Below are 18,481 nucleotides of genomic sequence, written 5' to 3' on the forward strand. Positions count from 1 at the left end.
GAGGCCCGAAACATCAGATCAGGTCTGCCCTGGGTTCCGGGAGAAAGGAAACGAGCCGTGCGGGCCTCGAAAGCCGACACGGCTCGTTTTTCGTCAGTCCGCTCAGGCCTTGGGCAGCGGCATTTCCTTGACCGTCGAGGAATCGGCCGGCGCATCGGTGCCGAACCACTTCTTGTGGATGGCGGCCAGCGTGCCGTCCTTCTTCATCGCCGTCAGCGCGTCATTCAGCTTGCCGAGCAGCGGATGGTCCTTGGTCATCATCAGCCCGTACTGTTCGCCGGTCTTGATGCGCTGCTTGACGACGAGGTCCTTCATCTTCTGGAAGGAGTACTGCATGCCGGGGACGTCGCTGACGGCGGCGTCGACGCGGCCGGCGCTGAGGTCGAGCAGAAGGTTCTGCTGCGTGTCGTAGCCCTTCACGTCGCTGAAGCCGTCGGCTGCCTGGTGGTCCTTGACCCAGGTCTCGCCGGTCGAGCCGGACAGCACGCCGACGACCTTGCCCTTGAGATCTGCCTCGGCGTTGATCGCGCTGTCGGTCTTGGTGGCGATGCCCATGTCGGAATCATAATAGGGCTGCGTGAAGGACTGCGACTTCAGCCGCTCTGCCGTGATGGTGATCGAGGAGATGGCGACGTCGATGCGCTTGGAGGTGGTGGCCGCGAACAGCGCCTGGAAGCCGAGATCGGCGATGTCGGTGGTCATGCCGATGCGCTTGGCCGCCTCGTTGACGATGTCGACCTCGAAGCCTTCGAAAGTGCCGCTCTCGTTCTTGTATTCGAAGGGCGGATTGGTCGGGTAGGCGCCGACATTGAGCACATCGGCGGCATAAGCGGTGGCGGGGCCGGCGGCGACGCCGATGGCGGCGGCCAGAACAAGCAGGTTGCGACGCGTAAAGCTCATTTGGTTTCCCTCTGGGTCTTCCCTCTGGTTGTTGATCGGGCGGGGCTGACCCCGCACGGTTTCTTGCCGTCCCGCCTCCCAGCGGGACGTCAATTCATGGCGGCGACCATGCGGGTGAGCGCGGTCGCTATCTGGTCGCGGTCGCGGCAGACGCACATTCTGAGGAATGCCGTTGCCGAGCTTCCGAAGAGATGGCCGGGCGCCAGCCCGACGCGGGCCGTCTCCAGGATCCTGGCGCAGGCTTGCCGGGCGTCGCTTTCACCCTCGAGCGCAAAGAAGGCATACATGCCGCCGCGCGGTTTGGTCGGCAGGATGATGCCGGGGATTTGCGCCAGCCTGTCATAGGCAAGGTCGAGGCCGGTCCTGATCCGCTGTCTGATTTCCTCGACCAGCGGCTCGCCCTGGCGGATCGCCGCCACGGCGCCGGCCTGGATCGGGGCCGCGGTGCCGCTGTTGATATATTGCGTCATCGCGCCGAGCTGGTCGGCAACGCCGGAAGGATGCGTCAGCCAGCCGATTCGCCAACCGGTCATCGCCCAGGCTTTCGAGAAGCTGTTGACCGACAGCACCCGGTCGCCGTCCTCGGCGATCTGCAGGATCGAGGGCGCGACGTCGCCGTCGAAATAGAGCCGGCCATAGACCTCGTCGGAGATGATCCAGGTGCCGGTGCGCCGGCTGAAGTCGAGCAGCGCCTGCATCTCCTCGCGCGTCGCCGTCCAGCCGGTCGGGTTGGACGGCGTCGACAGGAAGATGGCGCGGGTGCGCGCGTCGCAGGTGGCGAACAGCCGGTCGAGATCGAGCCGCCAGTCATCCGTGAAGTCGAGCGAGAACGGCCGCGGCTCGCCGCCGATCAGGTGGATGGCGTTATGGATGTTCGGCCATTGTGGCGCGACATAGACGATGTTGGTGCCGGTATCGACCAGCAGCTCGAGCGCAAGGTACAGCGCCTGCATGCCGCCCGGCGTCACCGTGGTGCGCGCGATCGGGATGGGGCGGCCATGGATGCGCGTCTGGTACTCCGACAGCGCCTCGTTCAGCGGGCCGTGCCCGCGCATGTTGGGAACATAAAAGGTCAGGCCCTCATCGAAAGCGGCCTTCGCCGCGTCGCGGATGAAGGCGGGCGTCACCAGGTCGCCTTCGCCGTACCAGAGCGCGATGACATCGCCGAGCTCTCGCGCGCGAACCGCCAGGTTTGCGATGTTTTCCGTGTGCAGGTCGCGAATTTGCGCCCGCACGCCATCGAAAGCATAGCGCGCGCTGGACGACGACTGGGGCAACACAAACGACAAGGACTGAAACCCCTTCCACCAATGATGGACCGACCGGAAAAGCCCCTCCGCCACGGCAGTCGCATCAGCTTCGGATGCTATCCAAAGCGCGGCGCTTTTCAAGGCAAAAGTTTTAAGCTTAAAAAGTTGGTTGGCCTGTCGCCGATAGGCCTTTTGACCGCGATCGTCATTAGGCGTGTTGATGTCAGGCCGGCATCACCTGAATATCAACATGCCTTAGCCAAGTTCGGCACGCGCGGCGGTACAGTTGGCCGCGGCGCCGGCGCCAAGAAACATCGTGTCGCTGGCCAGCACGAAGAAACTCGCGCCGATGGCTGCCCATCGGCTGACGGTCTGTGGGCTGGCGCAAAATATGCCGGCAGTCCTGCCATGTGCGATCGTCGCGCGAATGATTGTTCCGATCGCCTCGGAGAGCTTGTCCGCGCCTGCCGGTCCGACCGCGTCGATCGACACCGAAAGATCGCCAGGGCCGACGAAGACCACGTCGATGCCGTCGACGGCTGCGATCGCCTCGATATTGGCCAGCCCCTCGGCGGTCTCGACCTGAATGGCAACGACAATCCGGTCATTGGCGGCGGCAAGATATTCGGGGATGCGGTAGCCGTAGCCCGAGGCCCGGCCGGGGCCGACGCCGCGCTCGCCTTGCGGCGGATGGCGCGAGGCCCTCACCGCCATTGCGGCCTGCTCTGCGGTCGAGACGCGCGGCACGAGCACGCCTTGCGCGCCGCTGTCCAGCGCCGCCTGGATCGCTTCCGGCGCATGGCCGGGAACACGCACCATAGTCGGCGCGCGATGCACGTCGGCCGCGCGCAGCATGGTCTCGATCGTCTCGCGCGAAATCTGCGCGTGCTCCCAGTCGATGCAGAGGAAATCGAGGCCGGACGACGCCATCACTTCCACAGCGACCGGATGGGGGATGGCGGCGAAGGACCCGATGAGGTTCGCCTTGCCGATGCATTTCTGGCGGAACTCGCTCATGCCTGTCCCTTTCGTGTTGCCCAATGCATATCCGCAAACGGCGGCGAGGCGAAGCTGTTTCAGGCTTGAAATATTTTCGCCCGGGCCTAGCGTGTGGATCTTCCGCCCAAGAGTTCCGGACATGATCAAAGCGCATCCCCTGCACGGCCCGAACAGACTGAAGCTCGGCGTCTTTTCCACCAACGCCGATGGCGGGCTGGCCATCACCGATGTGCCGGAACGCTGGACGGCAAGCTGGCAGGATAATCTGACGGCGGCGCAGATCGCCGATCGCGCGGGCCTCGAATTCATGCTGCCGATCGCCCGCTGGCGCGGCTTCGGCGGCCGCAACAAGGTGCGCGAATTCTCCTTCGAGACCTTCACCTGGGCGGCGGCGCTTGCCGCCGCGACCGAACAGATCGGCTTGTTCATGACCGTGCATGTGCCGCTGGTGCATCCGCTCTATGCCGCCAAGGCGCTGGCGACGGTCGACCATATCAGCCAGGGCAGGGCGGGGCTCAACGTCGTCTGCGGCTGGAACCCGAAGGAATTCGGCATGTTCGGGACGCCGCTGGTCGAGAAAGGCTATGACCAGGCAGCCGAGTGGATCGAGATACTCGAACGGCTTTATGTCTCAAGCGAGCCGCTCGACTATGAGGGCGCTTACTATCGGCTGAAGGAGGCGGTGAGCCGGCCGGCCAGCCTGCAGGTGCCGCGCCCGGTGACGATGAACGCCGCTTTTGGCGGACCGGGCCGGGATTTCGCCGCCGCCAGATGCGACTATCTTTTCACGACCTTCTCGGAGATGAGCGATGCCGGCAAGCATGTCGCCGATATCGGCGAGCGCGCCGCCAAGGTCGGCCGTGACGTCGGCGTCTACACCGTGGCGCATGTGGTCTGCCGCCCGACCATGGAGGAGGCGCAAGCTTATTACACGCGCTACGCCGTCACGATGGCCGATCACGAAGCGGTCGATGCCCATATGGCCGGCAAGAAGGAATTCTCGCAGTCGCACGACCCGCATGCCTATGACCGCTACCGCCAGCGTTTCGCCGGCGGTGCCGGCACCTATCCGCTGATCGGCACCCCGGAGACGATCGCCTCCGACATGGCGGCGATCGCCGCGCATGGCTACCAAGGCATTGCGCTGTCCTTCGTCAACTACACCCAGGAACTGCCCTATTTCTGCGACCACGTGCTGCCGATTTTGAGACAGGCAGGACTCCGAGGATAATAGCTGATCGCTTCGCCTGTTGGCGGCGGCTTCCCCGACTTCGTCATCCCTTGGGCGAAGCTCCGTCGCGGAGACCCTTGGGATCCATCCCGTTACCTCGGACGCAGGGCGCGGCGGCGCAGAATTCTGCACCGTCGCGACGCTTACAAGTCGCGGAATGGATCCTCGGGTCTGCGCTGCGTCGCTATCGCTCCTTGCTCCGCCCGTGGATGACGAAGCGATGGTGTTTATTCCGGGATGACTGCCATGGCCTGAATCTCGATCTTGGCACGGTCCTCGACCAGCGCCACCACCTGCATGGCGGCCATCGCCGGGAAATGCCGGCCGATCACGTCGCGGTAGGCTTTGCCGATGCCTTTGAGGTTGCCAACATACTCGGCCTTGTCGGTGAAGTACCATGTCATCGAGGTGATGTGCCGTGGCTCGCCACCGGCTTCGGCGAGCACGGCGACGACATTGGCGAGCGTCTGGCGCACCTGGCCGACGAAGTCGTCGGTCTCGAATTTGCATTCGGCGTTCCAGCCAACCTGGCCGCCGACGAACACCAGTCGTCCCTGCGCGGCCACGCCATTGGCGTAGCCGATCGGCTTGGCCCAGCCTTCGGGCTGCAGGATCGTATGCATGTCTGGCTCCCCCTATTACAAATCTGGTTCGCAAGGCATCGCGTCACGCCCCGCCTATCACCTGCCTGGCGATCACCACCTTCTGCACGTCCGAAGCGCCCTCATAGATGCGCAACGCCCGGATCTCGCGATAGAGGCTCTCGACGATGTGGCCCCTGCGCACGCCGTCGCCGCCATGCAGCTGCACCGCCTTGTCGATCACCTCTTGCGCCTTGTCGGTGGCGAACAGCTTGGCCATCGCCGCTTCGCGCGTCACCCGCGCGGCGCCCATGTCCTTGGTCCAGGCGGCGCGGTAGATGAGCAGCGCGGCGGCATCCACATCCAGCGCCATGTCGGCGAGGTGGCCCTGCACCATCTGCAGCTCCGCCATCGGCGCGCCGAACAGCTTGCGCTCGCTCGCCCGCTTGACGCTCTCGTCCAGCGCGCGTCGTGCGAAGCCGAGGGCCGCGGCGCCGACCGTCGAGCGGAACACGTCGAGCACCGACATGGCGATGCGGAAACCATCGCCGGGCTTGCCGATCAGGGCGGAAGCCGGAACTCGCGCATTGTCGAAGGAGAGCCGCGCCAGCGGGTGTGGCGCGCTGACCTCGAGCCGCTCGGCGACGCTGAGCCCCTTCGCGTCGCCTGGCACAACGAAAGCGGAAATCCCTTTCGCGCCCGGCGCCTCGCCGGTGCGGGCGAAGACGACATAGAGATCGGCGATGCCGCCATTGGAGATCCAGGTCTTTTCGCCGAAAAGCAGATACTCGTCGCCGTCGCGGACAGCGGTCATCTCCATGTTGGCGACGTCCGATCCCGCGCGCGGCTCCGACAGCGCGAAAGCCGAGATGGCCTTTCCGGCCCGCGTCTTCTCCAGCCAGCGCTGCTGCTCCGGCGTCCCGAACAACGTGATCGCGCCGGTGCCCAGCCCCTGCATGGCGAAGGCGAAATCGGCGAGCCCGTCATGCCGCGCCAGCGTCTCGCGCGTGATGCAGAGCGTGCGCACGTCGAGTGGGGTGGGATTGGCGAGGTCCAGCGCCGTCGGCTTCAGCCAACCGTCGCGGCCGAGTTTAGCGACGAGTTCGCGGCAGGCGGCGTCGACGTCGTGGTGGTCGACGGGGAGGTTTTGTTGGCACCAGGCGTCGAGGTTGTCGGCGAGTTGGCGGTGGCGGTCTTCGAAGAAGGGCCAACTGAGGAAGGAGCGGTCAGGCATTTGTGCCTCCGCAGTTCTGCGAGGTTTGCGCTCTACGGCGCCCCCCTCTGTCCTGCCGGACATCTCCCCCACGAGGGGGGAGATTGGCAGTTTCGGCGCCTCGCTCAATCCTGCGGCGTTGGCGGTTGGCGAAAGCCCGCGTGACGTCTGATCTCCCCCCAAGTGGGGGAGATGGCCGGCAGGCCAGAGGGGGGCGCTGTCCCGCCAGCGTTGCCAATAACGCACCCATCATCAATCCCCCTCGAACACCGGCTTTTCCTTCGCCGCGAACGCCTTGTACGCTCGTTCGAAATCGCCGGTCTGCATGCAGATCGCCTGCGCCTGCGCTTCCGCCTCGATCGCTTGCTCGAGGCCCATCGACCATTCTTGGTTGATCTGCGTCTTGGTGATGCCATGCGCGAAGGTCGGCCCGGCGACGATCCGCGCCGCCATGTCGAGCGCATCGGCTTCGAGCGCCGCCGGCTCGACCAGGCGGTTGTAGAATCCCCAGCGCTCGCCCTCGGCGGCGCTCATGGTGCGGCCGGTGTAGAGCAGCTCGGCCGCGCGGCCCTGGCCGATGATGCGCGGCAGGATCGCGCAGGCGCCCATGTCGCAGCCGGCCAGGCCGACGCGGGTGAACAGGAAGGCGGTCTTCGCGTCCGGCGTGGCGATGCGGATGTCGGAGGCCATGGCGATGATCGCGCCGGCGCCGACCGCGACGCCGTCAACAGCCGCGATGATCGGCTTGCCGCAGTTGAGCATCGCCTTGACGAAGTCGCCGGTCATGCGCGTGAAGGCGAGCAGTTCCTTCATGTCCATCTTGACCAGCGGTCCGATGATGTCGTGGACATCGCCGCCCGAGCAGAAATTGCCGCCATTGGGCAGGAACACGACGGCATCGATATCGTCGGCATAGACCAGGTCGCGAAACGTGTCGCGCAGCTCCGCATAGCTGTCGAAGGTGAGCGGGTTCTTGCGCTCGGGACGATCGAGCCGAACCTTCGCGACCTTGCCTTCGACCTCCCAGAGGAAGTGTTTTGGCTTGAGCTTTGCCATGGCGCTCATTCGCGTCCCTCCCAATTGCTGCGGAACGATTTCAGCATGCCGGCCAGCCGCCGTGCCTCGTCCTCGCTGACATTGCCGAGCAGCTCGCCGACCCAACTCTCATGCGCGGCGGCGATCGCGGCGAAAGATTTCGTGCCTTCCTCGGTCAGTCGCACCATAGAGGTGCGCCGGTCGCCATTGCGACGCGCCCGCGTCACCAGCCCTTCGGAAACCAGCCGGTCGACAATGCCCGTCACATTGCCGTTCGACACCAGCAGGAAGCGCGACAGGTCGCTCATCAGCATGCCTTCCGGCACGCGGTAGAGCGCCGCCATCACGTCGAAGCGCGGCAGCGTCGTGTCGAACTCCTTCTTCAGCCGCTCGCGCAGCTCGGCCTCGATGGTGCGCGAGGCGCGCAGCAGGCGTATCCACAGCCGCAGCCTGTCCTTGCCCGGTCCGGCGGAGGTAGGTCCCGCTACCATGTTTCACCTCCCGAGACCGAGATTGCCTGCCCGGTGATCGACCGCGCGGCGTCGCTGCACAGCCAAAGCACCGCCGCAGCGACTTCCTCCGGCTGGATGAAACGCCCTTGCGGGTTCGTCGCCGCGAGGCTCGCTCGCGCCTCATCGGTGGAACGTCCCGTCTTCTCGACGATGCGCTGGACGGATTCCTCAAGCATGTCGGTTTCGACGAAGCCCGGGCAGACGGCGTTGACGGTGACTCCGGATTTGGCTGTTTCGGCGGCCAAAGCCCGCATCAACCCGACCACGCCGTGCTTGGCGGCGACGTAAGGCGCGACATAGGCATAGCCTTTGAGGCCCGCGGTCGAGGCGACGAAAACAATCCTGCCCCGTTTGCGCCCCAGCATTCCCGCGAGCGCCGGCTTCACAGTCAGGAAGGCGCCGGTGAGGTTGACGTCGAGCGTGCGCTGCCAGTCGGCCAGCGAAGTCTTGTGCGCCGGGGCACTGCCCGCCATGCCGGCATTGGCGACGACGATGTCGAATGGTCCGCGCTCGGCTTCCGCCTTCTCGTGGAGGGCCGCCATGTCGGCCTCGTTCGCGACATCGGCGGTGGCAGCAAAGATGCGGTCGCTTTCCATTGCGACCTCGGCAAGGGCAGCTTCGCGCCGCCCGCAGATGGTGACGGCCAAACCTTCCGCCGCCAGTGCCAGCGCGATGGCCTTGCCGACGCCGGAGCCGCCGCCGGTGACCAGCGCGTGCTTGCCGGTGATTTCGCGCGCGGCGCTCATACTTTGAGCCCCGCTGCCGCTTCGCGCTCGGCCAGCCGGTAGATCTGGTCGCGTCCGGGCAGATAGGGATCGGGCCATTTGACGCCGCGATCGCCGAGCGTCACCGCCGCGTGCAGCGTCCAGTAGGGATCGGCAAGATGCGGCCTGGCCAGCGCCACCAGGTCGGCGCGACCGGCCATCAGGATCGAGTTGGCATGGTCCGGCTCATAGATGTTGCCGACCGCCATCGTCGCCATGCCGACCTCGTTGCGGATACGGTCGGAAAACGGCGTCTGGAACATGCGGCCATAGACCGGCTTGGCGGCGATCGAGGTCTGCCCGGCCGATACGTCGCAAAGGTCGACACCGGCCTCGTGCAGCATCTTCGCGATCTCGACCGCGTCCGAAGGCGTGACGCCTTCGATGCCGACCCAGTCATTGGCCGAAATGCGCATCGAGATCGGCTTTTCGGCCGGCCACACCGCGCGCACCGCATGGAAGATTTCCAGCGGATAGCGCATGCGGTTTTCCAGCGAGCCGCCATAGTCGTCGGTGCGCCGGTTGGTCAGCGGCGTGATGAAGGCCGACAGCAGGTAGCCGTGCGCGGCATGGATCTCCAGCATGTCGAAGCCGCAGCGCGCGGCCATCTTCGCCGACGCGACGAATTCTCCGCGGACCAGATCCATGTCGGCGCGGTCCATCGCCTTCGGCACCTGGTTCTTCGGCGACCACGCGACGGCCGACGGCGCTACCACCGGCCAGTTGCCGGAGGGCAGCGGCACGTCGGTTCCTTCCCAGCCGACACGGGTCGAGCCCTTGGCACCGGAATGGCCGATCTGGGCGCAGATCTTCGCCTCGGTCTCGGCATGGACGAAATCGACCAGCCGCTTCCAGGCGACCTCATGCTCCGGCTTATAGAAGCCCGGGCATCCGGGCGTGATGCGCCCTTCCGGGCTGACGCAGGTCATCTCGATGTAGAGCAGGCCGGCGCCGCCCTTGGCGCGCTCGGCATAATGCGAAAAATGCCAGTCGGTCGGGCAGCCGTCGATCGCCTTATACTGCGCCATCGGCGAGACGACGATGCGGTTGGTGAGCGTCATGTCGCGCAGCTTGAACGGCGCGAACATCGGCGCGCGGCGTAAGCTGTTGCCGCCGGCGCCGGCCTTGCGCTGGAACCATTCCTCGGCGCCCGCCAGCCATTCGGCATCGCGCAGGCGAAGGTTCTCGTGGCTGATGCGCTGCGAGCGGGTGAGCAGCGAATAGTTGAATTGAACTGGATCTAAACCGAGATATCGTTCGACTTCCTCGAACCATTCGAGCGAATTGCGCGCCGCCGACTGCAGCTTCAGCACCTCGGTGCGCCGCGCATCTTCATATTTTCGGAAGGCCGCCTCGAGGTCCGGCTCGGACTCGACATAATCGGCCAGCGCCACCGCGCTTTCCAGCGCGAGCTTGGTGCCGGAGCCGATGGAGAAATGCGCTGAAGCCGCGGCATCCCCCATAAGCGCCAGGTTTTTGTAAGACCAGCGCTCGCACAACACGCGCGGGAAATTGATCCAGGCCGAACCTCGAATGTGGTTGGCGTTGGTCATCAGCGCATGGCCGCCGAGATGCTTTGCGAAGATGCGCTCGCAGACCGCGATCGATTCCTGCTGCGTCACCTGGCCGAAGCCGAAGGCGGCCCAGGTCTCTTCGCTGCATTCGACGATGAAGGTCGCGGTCTCGCTGTCGAACTGGTAGGCATGCGCCCATACCCAGCCATGCTCGGTCTTCTCGAAGATGAAGGTGAAGGCGTCGTCGAATTTCTGCGTGGTACCCAGCCACACGAACTTGCATTTGCGGGTGTCGATGTCGGGCTTGAAGACATCGGCGAAGGCCGCGCGTGACTTCGAGTTCAACCCGTCGGCGGCGACCACCAGGTCATGCGTTTCCATGAAGGGTTTGGGGTCGGAAATATCGGTCTCGAACATCATCTTGATGCCGAGCTCGCGGGCGCGCCGCTGCAAGAGGACCAAGAGCCGCTTTCGCCCGATGCCGCAGAAGCCATGGCCTGAGGACACCGTGCGCACGCCGTCATGGATGACGGCGATGTCGTCCCAATAGGCGAAATGCTTCTTGATCCAGACGGCGCTGACCGGGTCGTTTTTTGTCAGGTTCTCCAGCGTCTCCGCCGACAGCACCACGCCCCATCCGAACGTGTCGTCGGCGCGGTTGCGCTCATAGACCGTCACCTCATGCGCGGCATCGCGCAGCTTGAGCGAGATGGCAAAGTAGAGGCCGGCTGGTCCGCCGCCGAGAACCGCAACCTTCATGTCTTGCGATCTCCAATTAGCTTCCGGAACCGCCGGATGGACGACGGCTCCGGATATCAGTATCACGCTCGGCGGCAATTATTTCAAGCTTAAAGTTTCATAATTGAACGATGGCCAAGCGCGCGCTCTGTATCAACTCACTTGGTCGGATCCTTTGGACTCCACAGCACCGTCTCCGCGCCCTTTTCATAGGCCATGCCATCCGGGTAGCTGATCGCCTCCAACTGCAGGCCCCATGGCGCCTGGAAATAGAGGATGGTCTGGCCGGCGGCTGGCCCTTCCTTCACCGGCAGCGGTCCCATCCGGGTCTTCACCCCCTTGCCCTCGAGATAGGTCTTCGCGGCGGCGACGTCGTCGACATAGAAGGCGATGTGGAACCCGCCGATGTCGCTGTTCTTCGGCGTCAGGTCCTTCTGGTCGGGCGCGGTGTATTTGAACAACTCGATGTTCGAGCCATAGCCGCAGCGCACCATGGTGATCTCCTCGATCACCGCCTTCGGATCGACGCCGAGCAGGTCCTGCATGAAGGTGCCCTTGTCGTCGGCGAACGGCCCGAACGCCATCGCCTTCTTGCAGCCGACGATAGTGGTGAAGAAGTCGACGGCTTGCTTCATGTCGGGCACGGTGATGCCGGTGTGGTCGTGCCCGCGCATGCCGGGAATCGCATCCGCCGATGCGGCTCCCATTGAGCCGAACAGGATTGCGGCAAGCATCGCGCCGCGAGTTGCGTAGTTCATGTCACCCTCCGTTGGCGGGCTCACTTGTCCTTGCGCACATCCGAGTCCCGCTGGTCGGCGTGCGGATAGCTCAGTTCATTCAGGCGCCTTCGCCGCTGGCTGCAGCCAGTCCGGATCGATCTCCGGCAGCGGAATGGCGGCGAGCAGGTCGCGCGTGTAGGTTTCCTTCGGGCTGGCGAATAGCGCGTCGGTGGCGCTGGCCTCGACGATCCTGCCTTCGCGCATGACGATGACCTGCTGGCAGAGCCGCCGGATCACCGACAGGTCGTGGCTGATGAAAGCGACGGTCAGGCCCATCTCCGCTGCCAGCTTTTCCAGCAGCGTCAGGATCTGCGCCTGCGTCGAGACGTCGAGGCCGGAGACGATCTCGTCGGCCAGCACGAATTTCGGCGATAGCGCCAGAGCGCGGGCAATGCCGACGCGCTGGCGTTGGCCGCCCGACAGTTCGTGGCGGTAACGGCTGGCAAAACTCTGTGGCAGGCCGACGCGCTTTAGCGCCTCGGCGACACGATCCTTCAGATTGTCGCCAAGGCCATTTTGCTTGAGCGGCGCGGCGATGACGCCGGCAATGGTGCGACGCGGGTTGAGCGACGACATCGGATCTTGAAAAATCATCTGCAGATTGCGGCGCAGTGGCCGCAGCTCCGCCTCCGGCAGATGGGTGATATCGCGGCCATCGAAGCTGATGCTGCCGGCGCTTGGTTCCAGCAGGCGCACCAGCGCGCGTCCGAGCGTCGACTTGCCCGAGCCCGACTCGCCGACGATGCCGGTCACCGATCCCTTTGGCAGGTCGAAGTCCAGCCCTTTCAGGATTTCGACCAGCGGCGCGCGGCCGATCAGCGGCTTGCGCGTCATGTCGGGCAGCGCCACCTTCAGCCCGCGCACGGAAAACAGCGGCTCAGCCATGGCTGGGCCTCCAGCCTTTGTCGGCGGCGGCGATCTCGGCCGCCAGCCCGGCAAGCACGCTCTCGTCCACCGGTCTCAGTGACGCGAAGGGATCAGTGTAGCGCGGCGTCGCCGCGATCAGCGCGCGCGTGTACGGATGCTGCGGGGCCGCGAAGAGCTGCGCGGTCTCGGCTTCCTCGACCACCTTGCCGGCATAGAGCACCGAGACCTTCTGGCTGATCTTGGCGACGACGCCGAGGTCATGGGTGACGAACAGGATCGCCGTGCCGTGATCGCGCTGCAGTTGCGCGATCAGCCGCAGGATCTGCTTCTGCACGGTCACGTCCAGCGCCGTCGTCGGCTCGTCGGCAACGATCAGCCTCGGTTCCGCCGCGAAGGCAGCCGCGATCAGCACGCGCTGGCGCATGCCGCCCGACAATTCATGCGGATAGCTTTTCAGCACGCGCTCGGGATCGCGGATATGCACCTCGTCGAGCAATTGCCGGATGCGCTGGTCGGCTCTCTCTGCGCTCCAGCCGAGAATGCGCACCAGCCGGTCGGTCATCTGCGGGCCGATGCGCCGCGACGGGTTGAGCGCGGTCAGCGGATCCTGCGGGATCAGCGCCGTTCGCGCGCCGATCAGGGTCCGCCGCGCCTTGGCGTCGAGTCGACCCAGATCCTCGCCCTCGATCAGCATCTCGCCTTCGACGATGCGCACGCTTTTCGGCAGCACGCCGAGCACCGCCTTGCCGATCATCGTCTTGCCGGCGCCGCTTTCGCCGACCAGCGCGCGGACCTCGCCCGGCTGGACAGTGAGCGATACCGAGCGCAACACGCGCTGGCCGTTGGGAAGCACAGCGCTCAAGCGGTGGATGTCGAGGCACGCGCTCATCGCAGCACCGGATCGAAGCGCGTCTTCAGCGCCTCGCCGAACTGGCTGAACGACAGCACGGTGAGGATCAGCGTGATGAGCGGGAACACCAGCACCCACCAGGCCTGATGGATCGACAACCGTCCCTCGGCGATGATGCTGCCCCAGGTCGGGTCGTCGGTCGAGATCGACAGATTGACGAAGGAGAGGATCGCCTCGACGATGACGGCGATGCCCATCTCCAGCGACAGCAGCGCCACGATCGACGGCACCACATTGGGCAGCACTTCGCGCAGCATGATGCCGACGCGGCCGTAGCCGGCGATGCGGGCATTCTCGACATAATCCATGCGCGACTGGCCCATCGCCTCGGCGCGGATCACCCGGCAGAAACGCGTCCAGTCGATGATCGCGATGGCGAGGATGACGGAGCTCAGGCCCGTGCCCAGCACCGCGACCAGCAAAATGGCGAACAGCACCGGCGGAAACGCCATCCAGACATCGACGATGCGCGAGATGATGCGGTCGGGCCAGCCGCCGAAATAGCCGGCGATCAACCCCAGCGTCGAGCCGAGCAGGCAGGCGGACGTCGCCGCCGCGAAGGCGACGATGAAGGCGATGCGGCCGCCGAAGATCAGCCGCGACAAGAGATCACGTCCAAGGCTGTCGGTGCCCAGCCAATAGCCGGGCTCGGCGCCGTCAAGCCAGAAGGGCGGCAGACGCTCCAGCATCAGGTCCTGCGCCAGCGGGTCCTGCGGCGCGATCAATGGCGCGAAGATCGCCGCCAGCAGCGCCAGCAACAGCCAGCCGCCGGCCAGCCAAAGCCGCGGGCTCAAGCCGCATCGGGCGATGCGCGCCTCATCCATGGCGCAGCCTCGGATTGAGCAGCGCATACATCATGTCGACGGCGAGGTTGATCAGCACGAAAAGCAGCGCGAAGACCAGCACGATCCCCTGGATCAGCGGCAGGTCGCGGTTGATGACGGCGTCGATCGCCATGTTGCCGAGACCTTCATAGGAAAACAGCCGCTCGACGATCACCGTGCCGCCGATGAGGAAGGTGAACTGCACGCCGACCAGCGTCAGCGTCGGCAATGCCGCGTTCTTCAGCGCCTCGCGCAGGATCACCTGCGTCTCGGAAAACCCCTTCACGCGCGCCAGCACGACATAGTCGAGATCGAGCACTTCCTTCAGCGACTGTTTGAGCAATTGGGCGATGATCGCCGCCAGCGGCAGCGCCAGGGCCACGGCCGGCATCAGCATGTGTTTCAGCAGGTCCCAGGTGAGGTCGAAGCGGAGCCTGAGGATGCTCTCGACCAGATAGAACTGGGTGGCGAAGGGCAGATCGAGCTGCGGCGAAACCCGGCCGGAAATGTCGAAGACGGGCACCAGCACGCCGAACAGCAGGATCAGCACCAGGCCCCAGAGAAAATCGGGGATGGAGAGCGTCGCGCCGCTGGCGATGTCGATGCCGGCCTCTATCGCCGTGCCGCGCGAGCGCGCGCCGAGGATCGCGGCGGTAGCGCCGATCGCGATCGCCATCAGCAGCGCCACGGTCGCAAGCTCCAGCGTCGCCGGCAGCCGGTTGAACACCAGCCCCAGCACATCCTGGCGCAGCGAGATCGAGGTGCCGAAATCGCCGTGCAGCACGCCGCCCAGCCAGATGAAGAATTGCTGCACGATCGACTTGTCCAGCCCATAGAGCGCGCGCAGCCGCGCAATGTCGTCATTGCTGGCGCCGGGCGGCAGCATCATGGCGATCGGGTCGCCGGGCGCGACGCGGATGACGATGAAGACGACGATGGCGACGCCGAACAGCGTCACCAGCATCGTCAACAGACGAATGAGGAATCTCTGCAGCAGCATGTGCCCATATGCCTGGATGAAAATGCGCGCCGTCTTGCGGACGGCGCGCGTGGCAATCCCAGACCGACGATCAGGCCGCCGGGGTCATCAGCGCCGGCAGCAGCGCGCCGGACACGTGCTGCACGACATTGACCTTCTTCGAGTGCACGATCGGCTGCGCATACTGCATCAGCGGCAGCACATAGGCCTGCTCGGCGATGTATTTGTCGACCGCCTTCCAGCCGGCAATGCGCTTGGCCTCGTCCTTCTCGCCCCATAGCGGGTTGATCATGTCGATCAGGTCCTGACTGTCCCACACCGAATGCGGGCTCGGGCCGTACATGGCGAAGCCGGTCGAGGTGGTCGGGTCGCCGATGGAATTGCCCCAGTTGTAGAAGGCGGCCGGCGCCAGCTTGTCGGCGGCGCGCAGCTCATAGTGCTTGGCGATCTCGTAGACCTCGATATTGGCCTCGATGCCGACCTTGCGCCACATGCCGACAATCGCCTGGATCATCTCGTAGTCCTTGGGCTTGAAGCCCTTGGTCGTCTGGATGGTGAACTTCACCGGCTTCTCCGGCGAATAGCCGGAAGCCGCCAGCAATTCCTTGGCCTTTTCCACATTGTGCTCGACCTTGATCGAGGCATCGAAGGCCGCATATTCCGGCGTCTCCAGCGTCGCGATCGGCTGGCCGTAGCCGCGCAGCAGCCGCTTCACCAGCAGATCCTTGTCCACCGCCATCACGGCCGCCTGGCGAACGTTCTTGTCCAGCATCGCCTCGATGTCGTTGAAGAAGATCATGCCGATGTCGGAAACGTTCTTGATCGAGCCGGCCAGCCCGTCCTTGGCGATCAGCCGGTCATACTCCTCATAGGGAATTTCGAGCGTCACCTGCGAGGAGCCGGATTCGATCTCGGCGACGCGGCTCGCCGCGTCGGTGACGAACTTGATCGTCACGTTCTCGAAGGCGGGCTTCGTGCCCCAATAGTGCGGATTGGCCTTCAGCCGCAGGAAGGCGTTGCGCTCGAATTTGTCGACCATATACGGCCCGGTGCCGATCGGCGCCTTCTCGAAGCCTTCGGCGCCCACCTTCTCGTAATAGGCCTTGGGCAGGATGTAGCCGGTCAGGAACGACATCCACTTGAAATAGACCGGATCGAACTGCACGACGTCGCCGGTGATCTTGTTGCCGTCGATCTTGAAATTGTTGACGTTCTTCCAGACGAACTGGATCGGGTTGCCGGTCTTCTCGTCGCCGGCCCGTGTCAGCGACCATACCACGTCTTCCGGTGTGAAGGGCGAGCCGTCATGCCATTTCACGCCGTCGCGCACCGTCATCATCACCTTGGTGCGGTCGTCGTTCCAGCCCCATTCGGTGAGCAGGCCGGGCGTGAAGGAAAGGTCCGGCTTCTGCCCGATGATCTGGTCGAACACCGACTGGTAGAGGCCCTGGATGGTCGGGTTCACCGCCGAGGGTCCGGTTGTCGGATCCCAGGAGGGCAGGTTGACGTTATAGGCGATGGTGAGCTCGTCCGCCGCCTTTGCCGCCCTCGGCAGGCCAAGCGTGGCCGCGCCGATCGCCGCGGCGCTATACCCAAGCAAGTCGCGTCTGTTGATGGTCATGGTCGTTCCCCTTGTTGGTTGTCATTTGTCCGCGCGGCGTTTTCATTCGGTGGTGGGCAACCGCGCCTTGTCCATCCCGGAATTCTAGCCCTTTGTTGGAGCATGATCTTTCCGAAAACCGGTTCCCACTTTTTGCGTTCGCTGACCTTCGGTTCGGGATCATGCTCTAGTTCCCTCCCAGCTGTTGGGCGAGCATGAAACCGGAGCCTGCGCCCGTGCCGGCGCCGGGCCATGTCGCGGCGCCGGTGAGGTAGAGGTTCGAGACCGGCGTGCTCCAGCGCGCGAAGCCGCGCGCCGGACGGAAGAGGAAATTCTGCGCCAGATGATGGCTGCCGCAGATCTGGTCGCCGCCGACAAGGTTCGGGTTCTCGCGTTCCAGGTCGAGCGGCGAGAACACCGCGCGGCCGAGGATTTTCTTGCGCAATCCCGGCGCGTAGCTTTCGATGATGTCGAGCACGCGCTCGGCATAGGCATCCTTGACCGCGTCCCAGTGAGCGGGGGCGATCTTGCCGGCCGCGTCGCCAAGGATCTCCGCCGGCAGCATGCGCACCTGCACCCACAGCACATGCTTGCCCAGCGGCGCGCGCGACGGATCGACCGCCGTCGGCTGGCCGACGACGAGCACGGGCTGGTCGGGCAGCAAGCCGGCGATCGCCTGCTGGTAGACGCGCGACATGGCGTCGAGCGACGGCGCCAGATGCACATAGGCGAACTGGCGAAGCTCGGCGCCGGCGCTCCAATCGGGCAGATCGTCCAGCGCGAGGTGAATCATCATCGTGCCCGGCGCATGGCGGAATTTCTTCATCGCTGTGTCGAAGCCGGCGTCGCCGGAGCCATTGGGCAGCAGCTTGCCCGGCAGCGCTTTCGGCGCGACACCGGCAATGACGGCCTTGGTCGCGGCATGGGTTTCGCCGGATGCCAGCCGCACGCCGGTCGCCCTGCCGCCGGAAACCGTTATCTCGGCGACGTCCGCGCCGGTCGTGATCTTGCCGCCTGCCGCCGTCACCATGCCGGCGAGCGCGCGGATGATGGTGTCGGCTCCGCCTTTGCCCAGCACCATGCCAAAACTCTGGTTGGCCATCGATTCCAGATAAGGGAACACGGCGCCGCCGGCGATGTCGGGCGCGAAATCGAGATGCATGCCCCAGGCCGCGAGGGTCGTGCGCACATGCGGCGTCTCGAAATTTTCCTCCAGCCAGGCGCGAGGCGACGACAGCAGCAATCGAGCCGTATCGAGAGCGCCGGCGATGCCCTTCTTGCGCCACAGGTTCCAGCCCGTGCCGACCAGCGCCCTTGCGCTCATCGGCGAGCCCAGCAGGCGGAACAAATGTTCGGCTTCCCCTGGAAAGGCGCCGACCAGGCGGCGCCATGCGGCTGCATCCGCCGACGAGAAGGCGGCTAGCCGCGACGCCGTCTTCTCGAGGTCGTTGCTGACGCCGAACCATGTCCGGTCCGGGAAGGCGCTGGCGAAGCAGTCGCCCACCGGCGTGAATTCCAGCCCGTGGCCTTTCAATTCATTTGCATATTTCCGGTGAAAGGCGGAGCCGGCGAAGAGGCTTAGGTTCATCGCGCCAAAATCGTGCCGGAAGCCGGGAAGCGTGTATTCGGCGGTCCGCACCGCGCCGCCGATCGCCTCGCTGCGTTCGAAAACCGCTATTTTCCAGCCTTTGAACGCCAGATGCGCGGCGCATGCCAGACTGTTATGGCCCGCCCCGACAAAGATGGCGTCGAACTCGCTCACGCCCTGCCCCAAAAATGCTTTAT

The 18,481-nt window shown here is 65.0% G+C and carries 17 protein-coding genes; 1 reads left to right on the forward strand and 16 read right to left on the reverse strand.

Annotation, left to right across the window (positions count from 1 at the left end):
• Positions 1–102: 102 nt before the first annotated feature.
• The 3 genes from FJ956_RS07215 to FJ956_RS07225 all read right to left on the reverse strand — a co-directional run bounded on the left by FJ956_RS07215 (position 103) and on the right by FJ956_RS07225 (position 3,167).
• Entirely contained in the window at positions 103–900 is a 798-nt protein-coding gene (locus FJ956_RS07215) for an ABC transporter substrate-binding protein (RefSeq protein ID WP_140673054.1), read from the reverse strand.
• An 89-nt stretch (positions 901–989) separates the two neighbouring features.
• Positions 990–2,180 (reverse strand): pyridoxal phosphate-dependent aminotransferase, encoded by a 1,191-nt coding sequence (locus tag FJ956_RS07220; RefSeq protein ID WP_246671976.1) that lies wholly within the window; start codon positions 2,178–2,180, stop codon positions 990–992.
• 225 nt (positions 2,181–2,405) lie between these two features.
• Positions 2,406–3,167, reverse strand: coding sequence for an HpcH/HpaI aldolase/citrate lyase family protein (locus FJ956_RS07225; RefSeq protein WP_140673056.1), 762 nt, complete (start codon positions 3,165–3,167; stop codon positions 2,406–2,408).
• Between the two features lie 121 nt (positions 3,168–3,288).
• Here FJ956_RS07225 and FJ956_RS07230 point away from each other — a divergent pair, with 121 nt between their 5' ends.
• Entirely contained in the window at positions 3,289–4,380 is a 1,092-nt protein-coding gene (locus FJ956_RS07230; protein WP_140673057.1) for an LLM class flavin-dependent oxidoreductase, read from the forward strand.
• 227 nt (positions 4,381–4,607) lie between these two features.
• Here FJ956_RS07230 and FJ956_RS07235 read toward each other — a convergent pair whose 3' ends face one another.
• The 13 genes from FJ956_RS07235 to FJ956_RS07300 all read right to left on the reverse strand — a co-directional run bounded on the left by FJ956_RS07235 (position 4,608) and on the right by FJ956_RS07300 (position 18,458).
• Positions 4,608–5,003 (reverse strand): RidA family protein, encoded by a 396-nt coding sequence (locus FJ956_RS07235; RefSeq protein WP_140673058.1) that lies wholly within the window; start codon positions 5,001–5,003, stop codon positions 4,608–4,610.
• Between the two features lie 43 nt (positions 5,004–5,046).
• Positions 5,047–6,195, reverse strand: coding sequence for an acyl-CoA dehydrogenase family protein (locus FJ956_RS07240; protein ID WP_140673059.1), 1,149 nt, complete (start codon positions 6,193–6,195; stop codon positions 5,047–5,049).
• A 231-nt stretch (positions 6,196–6,426) separates the two neighbouring features.
• Positions 6,427–7,239 (reverse strand): enoyl-CoA hydratase family protein, encoded by an 813-nt coding sequence (locus FJ956_RS07250; RefSeq protein ID WP_140673060.1) that lies wholly within the window; start codon positions 7,237–7,239, stop codon positions 6,427–6,429.
• On the reverse strand, positions 7,236–7,700 hold the full coding sequence (locus FJ956_RS07255) for a MarR family transcriptional regulator (protein WP_140658297.1): 465 nt from the start codon (positions 7,698–7,700) through the stop codon (positions 7,236–7,238). The genes FJ956_RS07250 and FJ956_RS07255 overlap by 4 nt, the downstream gene beginning before the upstream one ends.
• Positions 7,694–8,467, reverse strand: a complete 774-nt coding sequence (locus tag FJ956_RS07260) for an SDR family NAD(P)-dependent oxidoreductase (protein WP_140673061.1) — start codon at positions 8,465–8,467, stop codon at positions 7,694–7,696. The genes FJ956_RS07255 and FJ956_RS07260 overlap by 7 nt, the downstream gene beginning before the upstream one ends.
• Positions 8,464–10,758: a bifunctional salicylyl-CoA 5-hydroxylase/oxidoreductase gene (locus FJ956_RS07265; protein WP_140673062.1), complete on the reverse strand. Its 2,295-nt coding sequence runs from the start codon at positions 10,756–10,758 to the stop codon at positions 8,464–8,466. The genes FJ956_RS07260 and FJ956_RS07265 overlap by 4 nt, the downstream gene beginning before the upstream one ends.
• Before the next feature lie 137 nt (positions 10,759–10,895).
• Positions 10,896–11,495 carry a VOC family protein gene (locus tag FJ956_RS07270; protein WP_140673063.1) on the reverse strand — a complete coding sequence of 200 codons (600 nt, stop codon included), beginning with the start codon at positions 11,493–11,495 and terminating at the stop codon, positions 10,896–10,898.
• Positions 11,496–11,570: 75 nt separating this feature from the next.
• A complete protein-coding gene (locus FJ956_RS07275; RefSeq protein ID WP_140673064.1) occupies positions 11,571–12,401 on the reverse strand; it encodes an ATP-binding cassette domain-containing protein in 831 nt (276 codons plus the stop codon).
• Positions 12,394–13,272 carry an ABC transporter ATP-binding protein gene (locus FJ956_RS07280; RefSeq protein ID WP_140673066.1) on the reverse strand — a complete coding sequence of 293 codons (879 nt, stop codon included), beginning with the start codon at positions 13,270–13,272 and terminating at the stop codon, positions 12,394–12,396. The genes FJ956_RS07275 and FJ956_RS07280 overlap by 8 nt, the downstream gene beginning before the upstream one ends.
• Positions 13,269–14,117 carry an ABC transporter permease gene (locus FJ956_RS07285; RefSeq protein ID WP_140673068.1) on the reverse strand — a complete coding sequence of 283 codons (849 nt, stop codon included), beginning with the start codon at positions 14,115–14,117 and terminating at the stop codon, positions 13,269–13,271. The genes FJ956_RS07280 and FJ956_RS07285 overlap by 4 nt, the downstream gene beginning before the upstream one ends.
• Positions 14,110–15,117: an ABC transporter permease gene (locus tag FJ956_RS07290; protein ID WP_140673070.1), complete on the reverse strand. Its 1,008-nt coding sequence runs from the start codon at positions 15,115–15,117 to the stop codon at positions 14,110–14,112. Before FJ956_RS07290 ends, FJ956_RS07285 begins: the two co-directional genes overlap by 8 nt.
• Before the next feature lie 70 nt (positions 15,118–15,187).
• Positions 15,188–16,717 carry an ABC transporter substrate-binding protein gene (locus FJ956_RS07295; RefSeq protein WP_140673072.1) on the reverse strand — a complete coding sequence of 510 codons (1,530 nt, stop codon included), beginning with the start codon at positions 16,715–16,717 and terminating at the stop codon, positions 15,188–15,190.
• A 166-nt stretch (positions 16,718–16,883) separates the two neighbouring features.
• Positions 16,884–18,458 carry an NAD(P)/FAD-dependent oxidoreductase gene (locus FJ956_RS07300; protein WP_140673074.1) on the reverse strand — a complete coding sequence of 525 codons (1,575 nt, stop codon included), beginning with the start codon at positions 18,456–18,458 and terminating at the stop codon, positions 16,884–16,886.
• Positions 18,459–18,481: the final 23 nt, after the last annotated feature.

Origin of the sequence: Mesorhizobium sp. B2-4-3 (assembly GCF_006442815.1) — a bacterium.
Lineage (GTDB): Bacteria > Pseudomonadota > Alphaproteobacteria > Rhizobiales > Rhizobiaceae > Mesorhizobium.

Bases quoted from the DNA above. Each gene is read 5' to 3' on its own strand.
- FJ956_RS07270 (WP_140673063.1), bottom strand. From the start codon at position 11,495: ATGAACTACGCAACTCGCGGCGCGATGCTTGCCGCAATCCTGTTCGGC.
- FJ956_RS07240 (WP_140673059.1), bottom strand. From the start codon at position 6,195: ATGCCTGACCGCTCCTTCCTCAGTTGGCCCTTCTTCGAAGACCGCCAC.
- FJ956_RS07275 (WP_140673064.1), bottom strand. From the start codon at position 12,401: ATGGCTGAGCCGCTGTTTTCCGTGCGCGGGCTGAAGGTGGCGCTGCCC.
- FJ956_RS07265 (WP_140673062.1), bottom strand. From the start codon at position 10,758: ATGAAGGTTGCGGTTCTCGGCGGCGGACCAGCCGGCCTCTACTTTGCC.
- FJ956_RS07225 (WP_140673056.1), bottom strand. From the start codon at position 3,167: ATGAGCGAGTTCCGCCAGAAATGCATCGGCAAGGCGAACCTCATCGGG.
- FJ956_RS07280 (WP_140673066.1), bottom strand. From the start codon at position 13,272: ATGAGCGCGTGCCTCGACATCCACCGCTTGAGCGCTGTGCTTCCCAAC.
- FJ956_RS07290 (WP_140673070.1), bottom strand. From the start codon at position 15,117: ATGCTGCTGCAGAGATTCCTCATTCGTCTGTTGACGATGCTGGTGACG.
- FJ956_RS07260 (WP_140673061.1), bottom strand. From the start codon at position 8,467: ATGAGCGCCGCGCGCGAAATCACCGGCAAGCACGCGCTGGTCACCGGC.
- FJ956_RS07215 (WP_140673054.1), bottom strand. From the start codon at position 900: ATGAGCTTTACGCGTCGCAACCTGCTTGTTCTGGCCGCCGCCATCGGC.
- FJ956_RS07295 (WP_140673072.1), bottom strand. From the start codon at position 16,717: ATGACCATCAACAGACGCGACTTGCTTGGGTATAGCGCCGCGGCGATC.
- FJ956_RS07250 (WP_140673060.1), bottom strand. From the start codon at position 7,239: ATGAGCGCCATGGCAAAGCTCAAGCCAAAACACTTCCTCTGGGAGGTC.
- FJ956_RS07255 (WP_140658297.1), bottom strand. From the start codon at position 7,700: ATGGTAGCGGGACCTACCTCCGCCGGACCGGGCAAGGACAGGCTGCGG.
- FJ956_RS07285 (WP_140673068.1), bottom strand. From the start codon at position 14,117: ATGGATGAGGCGCGCATCGCCCGATGCGGCTTGAGCCCGCGGCTTTGG.
- FJ956_RS07235 (WP_140673058.1), bottom strand. From the start codon at position 5,003: ATGCATACGATCCTGCAGCCCGAAGGCTGGGCCAAGCCGATCGGCTAC.
- FJ956_RS07230 (WP_140673057.1), top strand. From the start codon at position 3,289: ATGATCAAAGCGCATCCCCTGCACGGCCCGAACAGACTGAAGCTCGGC.